The sequence below is a fragment of the Pararhizobium sp. genome (assembly GCF_965279435.1).
Lineage (GTDB): Bacteria > Pseudomonadota > Alphaproteobacteria > Rhizobiales > Rhizobiaceae > Pararhizobium.
Genome location: NZ_CBDIHY010000003.1, coordinates 49083 through 64615 on the forward strand (window position 1 = coordinate 49083; position 15533 = coordinate 64615).

16 protein-coding genes are annotated in these 15533 nt (G+C 59.2%); 6 read left to right on the plus strand and 10 right to left on the minus strand.

Features of this window, described 5'->3' with window-relative positions; all coding sequences use genetic code 11:
• Positions 1–119: 119 nt before the first annotated feature.
• From ACQY8Q_RS05895 to ACQY8Q_RS05910, 4 genes are read left to right on the plus strand one after another with little or no spacing between them, the layout of a single operon-like run.
• A complete protein-coding gene (locus tag ACQY8Q_RS05895) occupies positions 120–1130 on the plus strand; it encodes an Ldh family oxidoreductase (RefSeq protein ID WP_428425673.1) in 1011 nt (336 codons plus the stop codon).
• A gap of 13 nt (positions 1131–1143) precedes the next feature.
• Complete coding sequence (locus ACQY8Q_RS05900) at positions 1144–2079, plus strand: sugar kinase (RefSeq protein ID WP_428425675.1); 936 nt, start codon at positions 1144–1146, stop codon at positions 2077–2079.
• Between the two features lie 51 nt (positions 2080–2130).
• Positions 2131–2385: a type II toxin-antitoxin system Phd/YefM family antitoxin gene (locus ACQY8Q_RS05905; protein WP_428425677.1), complete on the plus strand. Its 255-nt coding sequence runs from the start codon at positions 2131–2133 to the stop codon at positions 2383–2385.
• On the plus strand, positions 2382–2771 hold the full coding sequence (locus ACQY8Q_RS05910; protein ID WP_428425679.1) for a type II toxin-antitoxin system VapC family toxin: 390 nt from the start codon (positions 2382–2384) through the stop codon (positions 2769–2771). Before ACQY8Q_RS05905 ends, ACQY8Q_RS05910 begins: the two co-directional genes overlap by 4 nt.
• Positions 2772–2793: 22 nt before the next feature.
• Here ACQY8Q_RS05910 and der read toward each other — a convergent pair whose 3' ends face one another.
• From der to ACQY8Q_RS05925, 3 genes are all read right to left on the minus strand, one after another.
• The gene (der, locus tag ACQY8Q_RS05915) at positions 2794–4215 is read right to left on the minus strand and encodes a ribosome biogenesis GTPase Der (RefSeq protein ID WP_113312766.1); all 1422 of its coding nucleotides are present in this window, start codon (positions 4213–4215) and stop codon (positions 2794–2796) included.
• A gap of 69 nt (positions 4216–4284) precedes the next feature.
• Entirely contained in the window at positions 4285–4956 is a 672-nt protein-coding gene (locus ACQY8Q_RS05920; RefSeq protein WP_428425681.1) for a tetratricopeptide repeat protein, read from the minus strand.
• 108 nt (positions 4957–5064) lie between these two features.
• The gene (locus ACQY8Q_RS05925) at positions 5065–5652 is read right to left on the minus strand and encodes an NnrU family protein (protein ID WP_428425683.1); all 588 of its coding nucleotides are present in this window, start codon (positions 5650–5652) and stop codon (positions 5065–5067) included.
• Positions 5653–5788: 136 nt separating this feature from the next.
• Between ACQY8Q_RS05925 and ACQY8Q_RS05930 the strand changes: the two genes are divergently transcribed.
• Positions 5789–6796 (plus strand): polysaccharide deacetylase family protein, encoded by a 1008-nt coding sequence (locus ACQY8Q_RS05930; RefSeq protein WP_428425685.1) that lies wholly within the window; start codon positions 5789–5791, stop codon positions 6794–6796.
• 25 nt (positions 6797–6821) lie between these two features.
• Here ACQY8Q_RS05930 and sbmA read toward each other — a convergent pair whose 3' ends face one another.
• The 7 genes from sbmA to glpK all read right to left on the minus strand — a co-directional run bounded on the left by sbmA (position 6822) and on the right by glpK (position 13754).
• Entirely contained in the window at positions 6822–8096 is a 1275-nt protein-coding gene (sbmA, locus tag ACQY8Q_RS05935; protein ID WP_428429680.1) for a peptide antibiotic transporter SbmA, read from the minus strand.
• A gap of 120 nt (positions 8097–8216) precedes the next feature.
• Positions 8217–9416 (minus strand): YbfB/YjiJ family MFS transporter, encoded by a 1200-nt coding sequence (locus ACQY8Q_RS05940; RefSeq protein WP_428425687.1) that lies wholly within the window; start codon positions 9414–9416, stop codon positions 8217–8219.
• 82 nt (positions 9417–9498) lie between these two features.
• Positions 9499–10248 (minus strand): type I methionyl aminopeptidase, encoded by a 750-nt coding sequence (gene map, locus ACQY8Q_RS05945; protein ID WP_428425689.1) that lies wholly within the window; start codon positions 10246–10248, stop codon positions 9499–9501.
• A 78-nt stretch (positions 10249–10326) separates the two neighbouring features.
• A complete protein-coding gene (locus ACQY8Q_RS05950) occupies positions 10327–11385 on the minus strand; it encodes an LLM class flavin-dependent oxidoreductase (protein ID WP_428425691.1) in 1059 nt (352 codons plus the stop codon).
• 119 nt (positions 11386–11504) lie between these two features.
• Entirely contained in the window at positions 11505–11924 is a 420-nt protein-coding gene (locus ACQY8Q_RS05955; RefSeq protein ID WP_428425693.1) for a type II toxin-antitoxin system VapC family toxin, read from the minus strand.
• Positions 11924–12202, minus strand: a complete 279-nt coding sequence (locus tag ACQY8Q_RS05960) for a type II toxin-antitoxin system Phd/YefM family antitoxin (RefSeq protein WP_428425695.1) — start codon at positions 12200–12202, stop codon at positions 11924–11926. The genes ACQY8Q_RS05955 and ACQY8Q_RS05960 overlap by 1 nt, the downstream gene beginning before the upstream one ends.
• A gap of 58 nt (positions 12203–12260) precedes the next feature.
• Positions 12261–13754: a glycerol kinase GlpK gene (gene glpK, locus ACQY8Q_RS05965; protein WP_428425697.1), complete on the minus strand. Its 1494-nt coding sequence runs from the start codon at positions 13752–13754 to the stop codon at positions 12261–12263.
• A gap of 222 nt (positions 13755–13976) precedes the next feature.
• Between glpK and xdhA the strand changes: the two genes are divergently transcribed.
• Positions 13977–15452 carry a xanthine dehydrogenase small subunit gene (xdhA, locus tag ACQY8Q_RS05970; protein ID WP_428425699.1) on the plus strand — a complete coding sequence of 492 codons (1476 nt, stop codon included), beginning with the start codon at positions 13977–13979 and terminating at the stop codon, positions 15450–15452.
• The last annotated feature ends 81 nt before the right edge of the window (positions 15453–15533 follow it).

A 15533-nucleotide genomic window follows, 5' to 3' on the forward strand; every position in this document is an offset into this window, starting at 1 on the left:
TAGCGTTGCTGCAGGAGCGAGTAAACGGCCTTGCCGGCCGTTTGCGGTGATTGACTGGCACCGATGCAAAAATGATGATGGCAGTGAATCAGTTCTCCCCGCCAGAATTTGGAGACGGAATGACCGAAGACATGGTGACAGTCAGCCTTTCGGACGCATACGACCTCGCGGTCGCCGCGCTCACCGGCGCCGGCGCAAGTGCTGCCATGGCGGCTTCGCTTGCCCGCGCCACGGTGGATGCCGACGCACGCGGCTCCTCCGCCGTCGGCTTTGCCCATCTGGTCGATTATCTCGAAAGCCTTCACGCCGGGCGCATCAATGGCAGCGCAGAACCGAAAAGAACTGACCCCGCCCCTGCCCTGATCCGCATTGATGCCGATGGCGGCATCGCGCAACTCGGCTTTGACCGCGCCCTGGACGATCTGGTCGGCAAGACCAAATCCTTCGGCATTGCGCTTCTAGCCCAGTTCAACAGCTATACATCGGGCGAACTTGGTGACTATGTCTTGCGGTTGGCGCAACACGGCCTCCTCGCTATCGCCGCCGCCAACGGCCCGGCGCTGGTTGCCGGATCGGGCGGTTCCAAACCAGTCTATTGCACCAATCCGCTAGCCTTTGCCGCACCTCGCAGCAACGGAGCACCGCTGCTGATCGATCAGTCCTCCAGCACCACCGCATTCGTCAATATGCGAAAAGCAGCGGAGCGTGGCGAACCGATTCCACAGGGTTGGGCCATCGACGCAACGGGACAGCCGACAACCGACGCGGCGGCAGCAATCAGGGGCGCGATGCTCGCTTTCGGCGGATCACGCGGCGCCAATATCGCACTCATGGTGGAGGTGCTGGCCGCAGGTCTCGGTGGTGCCAAGTGGTCACTCGATGTACCCGATTTTGCCGGTGGCAGCGCATCGCCCGGCAGCGGCCTGACAGTCATTGCCGTTGCCCCATCTCTTCTGGGCGAGGGCTTTGAAGACAGGCTTGATGCACAATTGACGCGGCTTTCCACCGGCTACGGGATTCATATTCCCGGCGCAGCGAAATACGCTTCCTTGATGCAGGCCCGCCGGGACGGCATCCGCTTGCCTTCCGCGCTGGTAAGACGTATCTCCGCCTTCGCAAAGCATGAATAACGGGGAGAATTTCATGGCGGGCAGGTTGCTTTCGATCGGCGAATGCATGGTGGAACTGATGCAGGCCGAGGGCGACCTGCTGCGCAAGGGCTATGCCGGCGATACGTTCAACACCGCCTATTATGCCCGGCTGTTCCTTCCGGACGACTGGTCCGTCGATTATCTGACCGCTGTCGGTACCGATACGGTTTCCGATGAGATGCTGGCCTTCATCGAAAAGACCGGCGTCGGTACCGGCTCTATTCGCCGCGTCGAGGGCCGTTCACCCGGGCTTTACATGATCCATTTGAAGGATGGCGAGCGCAGCTTTTCCTACTGGCGCTCGGTATCCGCCGCCAAGACCCTGGCCGATGACGCCGCCCATCTGCGCTCCGCCATTGAAGCCTCCGATATCGTCGTCTTTACCGGCATCACCCTCGCTATCCTGGCACCATCCGCCGTCGAAACACTACTGTCCGAACTGCGCCGCGCCAAGGCGGCAGGCAAGGGTGTCGTCTTCGACCCCAACATCCGGGCGCGGCTGTGGGACGACAAGGCCTATATGCTTGAAACAATCTCGGCCGGCGCCCGCGCAGCCAGTCTCGTCATGCCGAGCTTCGACGACGAAGCGGTGCATTTCGGCGATACCGATATCGCCGCAACCATTGCGCGGTACCGTGGACTTGGCGTCGAAAATATCGTCGTGAAGGACGGACCGAACGGCGTGACACTGAGCTTCGGCGATGCGCCGCTCCATTTCGTCCCCTCGGCCAAGGTCGACGAGATCGTCGATACGACGAGCGCCGGCGACAGTTTCAACGGCGCTTTCCTCGCCCGCTACGCCACCGATGGCGATGCCGGTAAAGCCGCACAGTTCGCAGCGGAAACGGCGGCGGCGGTGATCCAGCATCACGGCGCGCTTGTCTCGAAGGATAAGCTCGAGCGCAGCTTGGACATCGAAATATTGTAATCTAGCGGCATCGGCCTTACCCTTGGTCAACCTTAGCCAAGGGAAATTTTGATGACCATCGTCAACATGCTCGAAGCCAAGACGCGGCTGTCTCAGCTCGTCAGTGCCGTTGAAAGCGGCGCGGAAGACGAGATCATCATTGCGCGCGACGGCAAGCCGGCAGCAAGGCTGGTGCCAATCGCCGCCAATGAAAAGCTGCCGAGACAGTTGGGGCTTCTTCAGAGACAATTTCCGGGCATATCTCTTGAAGACTTCAATGCGTTGGATGACGAGATTGCCGAACTCTTCGGCGTCAAGCCGGAATGAGGCTTCTGCTCGATACCCATGTGGCCATATGGATTCTGACGGCGATACACCGGCTACCATCAGACATACGTCAAATTCTCGCGCGCCGAAGCAATGACGTCCTCGTCTCGGCTGCCACCATCTGGGAAATCGCGATCAAATTCCGGCTCGGCAGAAAGGATAGCCCTCCCTTCGATGCCAAAGAGGCGATCCGGCATTTCACCAGTGTCGGATATGATTTCCTGGATATCTCGGTCGCTCATACCGCCGCCGTCGGGCACCTGAATACCCCTCACGCCGACCCATTCGACCGTCTGCTGATTGCTCAGGCTATCACGGAACCGCTGACGCTCGTCACGCGGGACCGTAATGTCGCTGCCTATAGCCCAACCTTCATCACCTGGTAGGGCCTAAGCCCCCTGCCCAGCCTTACCGCTTCTTCTTGCGGTTCTCGAACGGGTTTTCAGATGCCCTCAAATGAATACGGATCGGCACGCCCGGCATTTCGAAATCGGCGCGCAGGCCGTTTGTCAAATAGCGAATATAGCTTTCCGGAACGGATTCTGGCCGCGTGCAGGAAATCATGAAACCCGGTGGGCGGGCCTTGACCTGGGTCATATATTTCAGCTTCAGGCGGCGGCCGGAAACAGCCGGCGGCGGATGCTGGATCTGCTGCGATTCCAGCCACTTGTTGAGCTTAGCGGTGGAGATGCGGCGGTTCCAGGTCTTGTCCGTGTCGATGATCGACTGCATCAGCTTGTCGAGGCCGTAGCCGGTCTGGCCGGAGATCGGCACGGCGCGGATGCCGCGCACCTGCGGCAGCAGGCGTTCGGTCTTTTCGCGCAGATCGGCCAATAGCGCCTGGGTGTCCTCGACCAGATCCCACTTGTTGAAAGCGAGGATCGCAGCGCGGCCTTCGCGGGCAACGAGATCGACCAGCTGCAGGTCCTGCTTTTCGAAAGGAATGGTCGCATCAAAGACGATGACGACGGATTCGGCAAAGCGGATCGAGCGCAGGCTGTCGGCAACCGAGAGCTTTTCGAGCTTCTCCTGCACGCGCGCCTTCTTGCGCATGCCGGCGGTGTCGAACATCTTGATGGTACGGCCACGCCAGTCCCATTCGACCGAAATACTGTCGCGGGTGATGCCGGCCTCCGGGCCGGTCAAAAGACGGTCTTCGCCGAGGAAGCGGTTGATCAGCGTCGATTTGCCGGCATTCGGACGACCGATGATCGCCACGCGCAGCGGCTTGGTATCATCGTATTCCGGCTCGTAATCGTCGTCTTCCAGGTCCTCTTCGCCGCGCAGATCGACATTGGTCGCCGGCTCGTCGATCTCAGGCGGAAAGGCGCGGTCTTCGCCGAGTGCTGCGACGATGGCGTCGCGCAGGTCGATCATGCCCTGACCGTGTTCGGCAGAAATGGCAACGGGCTCGCCGAGGCCGAGCGTAAAGGCGTCGTAATAGCCGCCATCGGAGCCCTTGGCTTCCGACTTGTTGGCAACCAGCACCACAGGCTTGCCGCGGCGGCGCAGCATCTTGCCCAGCGTCTCGTCGGCGGGTGTCAGGCCGTATTTGGCATCAACGACAAACAGCGTCAGGTCGGCCTCTTCGATGGCTGCTTCCGTCTGCAGCCACATGCGGCCTTGCAAGGTCTCCGGTCCCGATTGCTCGAGGCCGGCGGTATCGATGATGGTGAAGCGCAGATCGACGAGCTTGGCGTCGCCCGGACGGCGGTCGCGGGTCACACCCGGCGTATCGTCGACAAGCGCCAGCTTCTTGCCAACCAGACGGTTGAAAAGCGTCGACTTTCCGACATTGGGGCGCCCAACGATGGCGACGGTGAAGTTCATCGAATAATCCTGTCCTCAGAGCATCCGCAAACCGGTCATGCTCCAATGTTGTTTTTCTTGGGCGTCCGTTCAGGACACCTTGCCGCTGGCAGTAATCAGATCGAGCAGCATCTGGGCGCGGTTTGCCAGATTGCGTGGTGTTTCGGCATCATCAGCGATCTGCTGGAACCAGGTCTTGGCCTTGGCCATATCGCCAGCCTTGTAGGCTGCAAGACCGAGCGCCTCGCGGGCCGAATGGCGCATGCCATTGGCTGGAACGGCAAGCTGTTCGGCCTCGGCCGAAACCTGCTCATAGGTGCCGGTATCGACCAGCAGATAGGCGGCGCGCATACGGGCTGCATCGCGCATCGCCTGTGGCAGGCTTGCATCCTTGGAGATATCGGAAAAGACCTTGACGGCCGCAGCGGTATCACCCTTCTGCGCCTGCAGGGTTGCAGCCCGCATCTTGGCAAGAACCGGATAGGCACCGTAGCCATCCTTTTCCAGCGTGTTCAGCGCTGCAATAGCCTCATCCGTCTTGTTCTCGCGGGAAAGGGTCAAGGCCGCCAGGAATTCGTCGCCGGACTGCGAAGCCGATGTCTCATGCCAATATTCATAGCCGACCTTGCCGATCGTGCCGAGCACGATGAGAATTGCGAGCCCGATGATCACACTGCCAAACCGCGTCCAGACGGCTTTCACCTGTTCGGAACGCAGTTCTTCGTTGACTTCGCGGATAAAGCTTTCGTCCTGGTTCGCCATTCCTAAGTTCCGGTTTCCCGGCCTTCCCTGCAAAGATGAATGTAAAGATTTCCGCGCTTCTACCGTATTTTGAGGCTGTTGTAAGGGGGCAGCGCGATTTAGAGCCGTTTAGCCCATCACAATCGGCGCAACACCGATCAGCAGTTCATGCAACTTCCAGACAAACAGCACGTAGACGACGACGGCCACAAGCACGGCGATGACATCGTATTTGTAGGATACGAACACCGGATGCGTGACTTCGCCTGCGCGCCAGCGGCGCTTCATCGAGATGCGCAGGATGACGCCCCAGATCAGAAACGTACCGAACAGCAGCACCGAATTGACCTCGCCATTGGCCATCAGATGCGCCAGTGCCCAGATCTTGATGGCGAGAATGGCCGGGTGCTTCGTTGCTGCCTTGATCTTGCCGGCAGGCAGGAAGGCGGCCGCCAGACAGATGAATGCGATCAGCATCAACGTCAGCGCGATATGGGTGAGAAATTTCGGCGGCGTATACAGCATGCCGGTGGTTGCCCGCGAGACGTCGAAGCCATAGGCGATCAGACAGAGGCCCAAGAGAGCGCAGAAACCGTGAATGGCATGCCACAAACCGGTACCGCCCTGCTCGACGATGGCAGCGCGAAGGCCGGGCGCAAAACTTTTGACAAGATGGACGCCGAGGAAGATGACGATACCGAGAATGAGAAAAGCCATGAAGAACACCCGCAACTGTTATGAATTCCGAACTACCGCATAGCGGTAACGCGGCGCGTTTTCCAGCCCGATCAAAGGATTGCCGCATTTCCGGCTCAAGGGTCGCAGTTCCGCATTCGCCGTCCAAGGTTTTCGCATGTCCAGATTTTCCGCAGCGCCCTGTCTCGCTTTCGCAATGGCACTGGTTCCCACCCTCGCCCACGCTGTCGCACCACCGGTGCCCGAAGACCGCAAGCAGCTCGTCATCATTTCTTTCGATGGTGCGCACGACAACAAGCTCTGGGAGAAAAGTCTTGAGATGGGCAGGCGCACCGGCGCGCATTTCACTTACTTCCTCTCCTGCACATTCCTGATGACCAGGGCAGAGGGCGGCAAGGCGTATCAAGCACCCGGTCACAAGGCCGGACGCTCCAATGTCGGCTTTGCCCAGAGCCGCGAGGAAATTCAGACCCGTGTGCGCCATATCTGGCAGGCCCGCCAAGCCGGTCATGATATCGGCAGCCATGCCTGCGGCCATTTCGACGGCAAGGGCTGGAGTACTGCCGACTGGAAGCAGGAATTCTCCGCGTTCAATTCGGCCCTTGCCAACGCCTGGAAGGCTGGTGGCATTGCCGGTGAAGAGCCGGAGGGTTGGGCGCATTTCGCCGCCAACGACATCAAGGGGTTTCGCGCGCCCTATCTATCGCTGAGCGACGGCCTGCTGCCCGCTTTGAAGCAGGATGGTTTCACCTATGACGCCAGCCTCGTCACCAAGGGGCCGGGCTGGCCGTCCGACGCCGATGGATTGCCGCGCTTCGGCCTGCCGCTCATTCCCGAAGGCCCGCAGCAGCGCCGGGTGATCGGCATGGATTATAATCTGTTCGTCCGCCATTCCATGGGCATCGAAAACCGCAAGGACAGCGCGCTTTTTGAGGAGCGCACGCTTGACGCCTACCGCAAGGCTTTTCAGAAGGAATACGACGGCAACCGCATTCCCCTGCAGCTGGGTTTCCATTTCGTCGAAATGAACGGCGGCGCCTATTGGCAGGCCCTCGACCGCTTTCTGACCGAAACCTGCAGCAAACCGGATGTCGCCTGCGTCAGCTATGCTGAGGCGCTACCGATGATCGCCAAACAGAAAAAGGCGGATCGCTCCGCCTTTTGAGTGTTTTCGACGACAGCGCCATGCCTCACGGCTTGCCGGCTGCAATTTCCCCATCATGTTCTTCGCGCTCGAGATAACGCTGGTCGATGGCAGGCAGTGGCTCGTCATCAATGGCGGCTTCGAAGGCCTTCAAGCGTTTGTGGATCGACAAAAGCTCGATGATCGTCGTCCAGGAATTCACCAGATATTGGAATGAGTTGCTCACCTGGCCGAAGGCGGTCGAAATTTGCTGGAAAATACCATAGGTGATTTTGCCTGCGACGATGGTCGGAACCAGCATGAACAGCACGAACAAGGCATCGGCCTGTAGGTAGAAATAGCGGGCGACATTGAAATAGAGATAGTGGAAGTACATGCGGAAGTAATTACGCCGTACATTGTTGAAGAGCTCGGTAACGGTTAGCGGCTGGGCCCGATCCGCGTGATCTTCACCGTAGACCAGTTCCTTGCGGTAAGCCGCTTCAACGCGCTGGTTGCGGAAATTCAGTCCCGGCAGTTTGATACCCGCGACCGCAAGCAGCCCTGTGCCAAAGGCTGACCAGAACAATGCCAGCCAGAATAGCGTGTGTGGAATCTCGCCGATGATCGGCAGTTCGGTAACGTAGCTTGATAGAGCAAGCAGGATTGGCAGGAAGACCACCAGCGTCATGACCGCATTGATCAGACTGATCCCCAAGCCTTCGAGAATATTGGCGAAACGCATCGTATCTTCTTGGACACGCTGCGAAGCGCCTTCGATATGGCGCAGCTTCTCCCACTTCGACATATAGAAATCGTTCATCGCCGTACGCCAACGGAAAATATAGTGGCTGGTAAAAAAGTCCGTCAGGATCGACACAAACATGCTGAGAAAAGCGATCTGCACAAAGATGATCTGAAGATCGTAAAAATCCCATACGGTAATGCCGGGCTGCTTCGAAAGAGCGTTTTGCAGAAGATCACCCATCGGGCGCCGAAAATTATTGATCACTACCGAAATCTGGACGCTAAAATATGTAACAAACACAATCAGCGCCGATCCCCAGAGAGACCAAAGAGCCCAAGGGTGGTTCTTCGCTTTCACCTGCCAGAAACCGCAAAAAATAACGGTGCAGAGAAAGAAATAGCCATAAAACCAAAGGTTGCTCGGCAACAGAAAGAAGCTCAGGTCAATCGGTTCTTGCCCCTCTGGCGGATGCGTGAAACCGAGCGATATCCCCAAGTCGGCACCAACAAAGTACCAGACAAGGATTGCAATCACCGACCAGACGGCAAGGGAGGGGAAGAGCAGCTTGGGCTGAGGAAAAAATGAATGAAACAAGGGGCACTCGCGTTTTTTGAGGGCGCAAACACCCTGCTTCGATGTGCAGAACCTAGGGCAAAAGCCCTCACCTGCCAATCACGTCAAGCTAATGTTACCGTTATTTAATCGCGGGGCTGATCAGGCTCCCGTAGCGGCAACGATCCGGCGCATTTCCAGTCCGATCAGGGCGGCGCAGAAAAGCAGCACTCCGGCCGCAAGTAAGGTCGGCACGGTGAAACTGCCGCTGCCTTCAGCCAGCCACCCCGCCACCAGAGGCCCGGCAATCTGGCCGACGCCGAAGGCTGCCGTCATGAAGGCGAGTGCCTTGCGCGGGCTTTGTGGCGCCAGCGCCCGGCCGATTTGCAGGCCATAGGCTGTGACCATGATGAAGGTCAGCCCGAGCAGGAGCCCACCGATCAGCGGCGCATACGGGGATGGCAGGGCGACAACGAGGATGAGGCCGGCGGCTTCGACCAAGAGGCCCGCCAGATAGACACCGACAATCCCGAGGAGTGGCACAGCGCGGCGCCACAGGTGAACGGAGATCGCAGCCGACAGGCCGGTGATCAGCCAGGCGAGGAATTCGACCGTGTGATCGCTCGCTCCTTGCCGCGCCATCGCAACGAGGAACGTCGCGGTGATGACATAGCCAAAACCGAACAGGCCGTAGGTCAGGGTGACCACGAATAGTGGCCGGGTCCAGACCAGCGGTTTTTCCCGCTCAGTGTTTTTACCGGAGGCGGGACCTGACGGCAGCAAGGTTGCCACGAGAATCGTGCCGACGCAGGCAATGACCGCGCCGCCGAACCACGCGGCCTGCCAGTTTGCAAATGCGCTGAAACCTTGGGCGGGCAGCAAAAAAACCATCAGCGAGGACACAGCGATACCGATGCCGACGCCACCGAAATGGACGGATTGCACATGCGGATTTCCGGTGGCGAGCCCTCTGCTCAGCACGATCGCCGACGTGAAGATCATCGTGAAGGCGCTGGCGACACCGGCCAGGAACCGGATGATGGAAAACAGCACGATTGACGATGTCAGCCCCATGGCCAGCAGCAGCACTGCGGTTGCTGCAAGTGCCGAGAGACTGATCGCTCGCTCGCGCCCGGCCGCCCAGCCATAACCGGCAGCGACCGCACCGACGAGATAACCGATGAAATTGGCCGACGCGATCAGCCCGGCATCGGCAGGGGAAAGTCCGAGCCCGGTCATCATGCCGGGCAGGATCGGCGTATAGGAAAACCGTCCAAACCCCATCGCAACCGCCATCGCAATGGCACCGGCAAGCGCGGTCGGGACGAGGCTTTGGTTCAACGAGCGGTCCGGCAGGGTCATGCACTACCTATCGCAGTGCAGCATGGCGGCGACAAACGACAAAATTTGATGGTGCCGTTCAACGGCGTGAATGCAACAGCCGTCAGCCCGGCAGGGTAACGACCAGCGGCCCGTTACGGGTAACAATCACGGTATGCTCGTATTGAACGGTCAGCGCCCTAGGCTCGCTATAGAGCGTCCACTCGTCATCGCCGCCTTCGGCCCATTGCGCACCCAGCGACAGAAACGGTTCGACGGTGAAGACCATGCCTTCGCTCATCCGCCGCTTTTCATGCTTGTCAGGCCAGGTGGCGATCTCTGTCGGTTCCTCGTGCAGCGAACGGCCGACGCCGTGGCTGGCGAGATTGGTGATCAGCGTATAGCGGTTCTTTTTGGCAAAGCTGCCGATGGCGTTGCCGATCGCTGCCAGCGGCTTGCCGGATTTCACCTCATTCAGCCCCACCCACATGGCGCGCTTGCCGTCGCGGCAGAGGCGCTCGATCTGCGGCTTGACCGGCGGCACGGCAAAGGACGCGCCGGTATCGGCAAACAGCCCGTTCTTCTCGGCCGACACATCGATGTTGACTAGATCGCCGGCCTGAATAATGCGGGCACCGGGAATACCGTGGGCGACTTCCTCGTTGACGCTGATACAGGTGGCGCCGGGGAAATTATAGGTCAGCTCCGGTGCCGAACGGGCACCGGTATCCTCCAGAACCTTGCGGCCGATGGCGTCAAGTTCCAACGTGGTCATGCCCGGCTCAAGCGCCGCCGCCATGATCTGGATCGTGTTGGCGCAAATACGGCCGATTTCCTTCAGCCGCTCCAGATCTTCATCATTGTTGAGTGTCATCGTCTCTCGCTTTCGACTGCTTATGTAACGCGCCGAAAGCGGTCGATCCAGACGCCAATTATGGGAAAATCATCGAAGTCAGGCAGTTTCCGTTTGTTTTTTCTCGTCCGCCAGTGCGGCGCGGACCAGCGGCGCCACTTTCGTGCCGTAGAGTTCGATGCCGCGCAAGATCTGGTCATGCGGCATCAGGCCGATCGCCATCTGCAGCAGAAAGCGATCGTTCTTGAAGATCTTCTGGTGCCGGACGATCTTTTCCGCCACCGTATCCGGATCGCCGAGAAAGAGATTGCCGTTCGGTCCGATCGACTGGTTGAAATGCGCCCGGTTGGTCGGTCCCCAGCCGCGCTCGCCGCCGATGCGGTTCATCACCTCGGCCTGCGGACCATAGAACTGGTCGCCAGCCTTTTCATTGGTGTCAGCAATGAAGCCATGAACGTTGATGCTGGTCTTCAGCTTCGATGCGTCCTGTCCCGCCCGGCGCGCGGCCTCGCGGTAGAGATCGAACAGCGGCGCATAACGCGCCGGTTCGCCGCCGATGATCGCCAGCGCCACCGGCAGGCCAAGCGCTCCGGCCCGCGCCACCGATTGCGGCGTGCCGCCAACCGCGATCCAGACAGGCAGCGGATCGTTGACCGGGCGCGGATAGACACCACGGCCATTGATCGGCGCGCGCTTCTCGCCCGACCAGGTGACAACCTCGCCATCGCGGATTGCCAGAAGCAGGTCCAGCTTTTCTGAAAACAGCTGATCGTAATCTTCGAGATCATAGCCAAACAGCGGGAAGGACTCGATGAAGGAGCCCCGCCCCGCCATGATTTCGGCGCGCCCATTCGAGATCAGATCGAGCGTCGCAAACTGCTGAAACACCCGGACGGGATCATCCGAGCTCAACACCGTAACCGCACTGGTCAGCTTGATGTTTTTCGTGCGCGAAGCCGCAGCAGCCAGGATCATCGCCGGCGCAGACGCGACATAATCCGGCCGGTGATGCTCGCCCAGACCAAAAACGTCGAGCCCGACCTGATCGGCCAACTCGATTTCCTCGATCAGATGGCGCACCCGCTCCTCACCCTCCCGCCCACGCCCTTGCGGTGCCTGAGGATGAACGTCACCAAAAGTGTAAAGACCGAGTTCCATGCGATTCCTGCCTATTTAAGAAGCCCAGAGGGGCGAGGATGGTGTTTGACCTCAAACATAATCATCCGTGCAAATGCCACACAGCACAAAAGGGGAAACGGTGTGTTTCTCCAGGAAGATCAATCGCCCCAGGGATTGAGAAGTCGCACACCCGTCCCGTCGAAATCACGCGTATTGCGGGTTACCATAACAAAGTCATGTTGAAGCGCTGTGGCAGCAACGAACCCGTCACGCTCGGGACGTTTGTTAGGGACGTGCAACGTCGCGCAAATAAGCGCCGTCGACAATTCAACATTTAGAATACGGTCCTCGAAAGTCGGAAATATTTGCTCGGCCAGCCAGACACGCATCCTGGCAGCCTGAGCTGGGTCCCTCCGTTCTAGCAACAAAATTCCCACTTCAAGCTCGAAGATGGTGATGACAGAAACAAACAACTCGGAGGGTGTCATAGTCTGCGACCAGGCCAGGACGGCCGGATCGCATTGTCCTTTATGAACCTTACGCAGCTCCGAAAGAACATTGGTATCGAGAAGATACATCAGGAAAAATCAGGGACCTTAAATTCCCAATCGGCGCTTCGATCTGGCAATTCAAAATCGATATCGTCGTCCGAAGGCATCGACAGTAATTCCGCGATGCTTTTTCTTTTTGGCATTTCCACAGGCTTGGAAGCGGTCAACTTGCGGTATTCTTCTATCGACAAAAGCACGTGGGCAGGGCGCCCCCTGTCAGTAATAAACACCGGTCCATCTGCCGCAGCTTTCTTGGCACGCCCGGTGTCCTGATTGAATTCCCGGCTGGACAATGTGGTGCTCATCGGCGCCTCCATTCATTTGTAGCAACGTTACTACATTTAATGTCCGGTTTCAATATTTCTACCCGTCGCTCAGTGTCCTCTTCACCGCATTGCGCCAGCCCTTCAGCTTTCCGGCGCGGGTCTTTTCGTCCATCGTCGGCTCGAAGCGCTGGTCGCGCGCCCAGGATTTGGCGAAATCCTTCTGGTTCGGCCAGACCCCTGCCCGGCTGCCGGCAAGCCATGCGACACCGAGCGCCGTGGTTTCCAGAATGGTCGGCCGGTCGACTGGCGCGTCGAGCAGATCGGACAGGCGCTGCATCGTCCAGTCGGAGGCGACCATGCCGCCATCGACGCGCAGCACGGTTTCCTTGCCGTCGCTCTTCCAGTCCTTGTGCATGGCGTCGAGCAGATCGCGCGTCTGGTAGCAGACGGCCTCAAGCGCTGCGCGGGCAAACTCGGCCGGGCCCGTGTTGCGCGTCATGCCAAAAATGGCGCCGCGCGCATCCGGATCCCAATGCGGCGCACCAAGGCCGGTGAAAGCAGGGACGAGATAGACTTCCTGCGACGGATCGGCGCTTGCGGCCAGCGTACCCGTGTCGGATGCCGCCTTGATCACCTTCAGGCCGTCCCGCAGCCATTGCACGGCGGCACCGGCGACGAAGATCGAGCCTTCCAGCGCATAGGTGGTTTCGCCGTCGAGACGGTATGCAATGGTGGTCAGCAGCCGGTTCTTCGAGCGGACAATGTCCTTGCCGGTGTTCAAAAGCGCAAAGCAGCCGGTGCCATAGGTGGATTTCATCATGCCCGGCTGGAAGCAGGCCTGGCCGATGGTGGCCGCCTGCTGGTCGCCGGCAACGCCGAGGATCGGGGTTTCTGCGCCGAAGACCGACGCATCGGTGACGCCGAAATCTGCGGCGCAGTCGAGCACCTGTGGCAGCATTGCCTCCGGCACGCGCAGGATGTCCAGCAGTTCGCCATCCCAGTCATTGGTGGTGATATTGAACATCAGCGTGCGCGAGGCATTGGTCGCATCGGTGACGAAGGATTTGCCGCCGGTCAGCCGCCAGATCAGGAACGTATCGACAGTCCCGAAGCAGAGGTCACCCTTCGCGCCACGCGCCCGCGCACCTTTGACATTGGCGAGCATCCAGGAAAGTTTGGTGCCGGAAAAATAGGGGTCGAGCAGCAGGCCAGTCTTCTTGGTAAAGGTCTTTTCCAGCCCCTGGCGTTTCAGCTTGTCGCAATAGGAAGCGGTGCGCCGGTCCTGCCAGACGATGGCATTGTGAATGACCTTGCCGCTGTCGCGCTCCCACACGACGACTGTCTCGCGCTGGTTGGTGATGCCGATCGCCGAGAGGTCACTGGCCTTGATACCGGCCTTGCTGATGGCTTCCTTGATCGCCCAGACGACAGTGTCCCAGATTTCTTCGGGGTCGTGCTCGACCCAGCCGGATTTGGGGAAATGCTGCTTGAATTCCTTCTGCCCGGACCCGGCAATTTTCTGGTCCTTGTCGAAGACGATCGCGCGGCTCGATGTCGTGCCCTGATCGATTGCGAGAACATATCCGCTCATCTTGCCCCTCCCAGCTTTTCTTTTGCCCGCACTCTCCTCAAGACCGCAAGCCATTTCAAAAACTTCAATACGATACAAAAACGAATGTCAAACGAAAACAAAACGCAAGCGAACAAGCCTTTTTAACGGGCGAAAAAGCCGGACGGTGATGGTAGAAACACAATTGTCACGGTGCCGGTTTTGGGCATAGTTTCAAGAGTCGAAATGAAAAGAAGAGACAGCATGACACAGTCCGCCGGCAGCATCCGTTTCATCCTGAACGATCGGGAGATTGCGCTGACGTCTTTGTCCCCGACCGCAACGCTGCTCGATTTTCTGCGCCTCGAAAAACGGCTGACTGGCACCAAGGAAGGTTGCGCCGAAGGAGATTGCGGCGCCTGCACCGTTCTCGTCGGTAGGCTTTCGGGCGGGCAACTCGTCTATGAAAGCGTCAATGCCTGCATCCGGTTCACCGGCTCGCTGAACGCCACCCATGTGGTCACCGTCGAGCATCTGGCGGCAAAGGACGGAATGCTGCACCCGGTTCAGCAGGCGATGGTCGATTATCACGGCTCGCAATGCGGTTTCTGCACCCCCGGCTTCGTCATGTCGCTCTATGGCCTATGGCTGTCGAACGACAATCCCGGCCGCGCCGATATCGAAAAGGCCCTGCAAGGCAATCTCTGTCGATGCACGGGCTACGAGCCGATCGTCAAGGCGGCTGAAGCCGTGGCAACGGCAAGACCCGATGCGGTGTTCGATCCGATCGTCAAAGTCCGCAAAGAAATCATCGCCAAGCTGACCGCAGTCCGCTCAACGCAGACGATCCGTATTGACAGCGATGACGCCACCCTCATGGTGCCCGGCACGGCGGCCGATCTTGCCGACGCGCTGGCCGATCATCCGCAGGCGACCATCGTTGCCGGCTCCACCGATGTCGGGCTCTGGGTCACCAAGCAGATGCGCGCCTTAAACCCGGTCATCTTCATCAACGGGCTGGAAGATCTGCAGTTCATCCGCGAGACGGAAGACGGCATCCTGATCGGTGCCGGTGTCAGCTATTCGACGGCTTTTGTCGCCATTTCCGCCCGTTATCCCGCCTTTGGGCGAATGCTTGATCGTCTCGGCGGCGAGCAGGTGCGCAACATGGGCACGATCGGCGGCAATGTCGCCAACGGCTCGCCGATCGGCGATACCCCACCGCCGCTGATCGCGCTTGGCGCGAGCGTCAATCTGCGCTCGAAAGCCGGACAACGCACCGTGCCGATCGAGGCCTATTTCATCGAGTACGGCCGTCAGGATCGCAAACCTGGTGAGTTCGTCGAAAGCATTTTCGTGCCGAACCTGCCTAAGGACGATCATTTCGCCGTCTACAAGATTTCCAAACGCCGCGACGAGGACATCTCCGCACTCTGCGGCGCCTTCCGCATTGCACTCGATAGCGACAACACCGTGAGGTCAGCCATTGTAGCATTCGGCGGCATGGCCGGAACACCGAAGCGAGCGTCACATGTCGAGGCGGCACTGATCGGCAAACCATGGACCGAGGAAACAGTCAAGGCGGCGCAGGCGGCATTCAATCTGGATTACCAGCCCCTGACCGACTGGCGCGCCACGGCCGCTTATCGCATCCTGACGGCGAAGAACCTGCTGTTGCGATTTTTGTTGGAGACTTCGGGGCAAAAGGTGGAACTGGTCCGGTTTGAGGTGACGGCATGAGCGACGGGGACGGGTTTCCTCTTCTCCCCAACGGGGAGAAGTGCCGAGTGAAACGAGGCGATGAAGGGGTCTTGCAGCAAA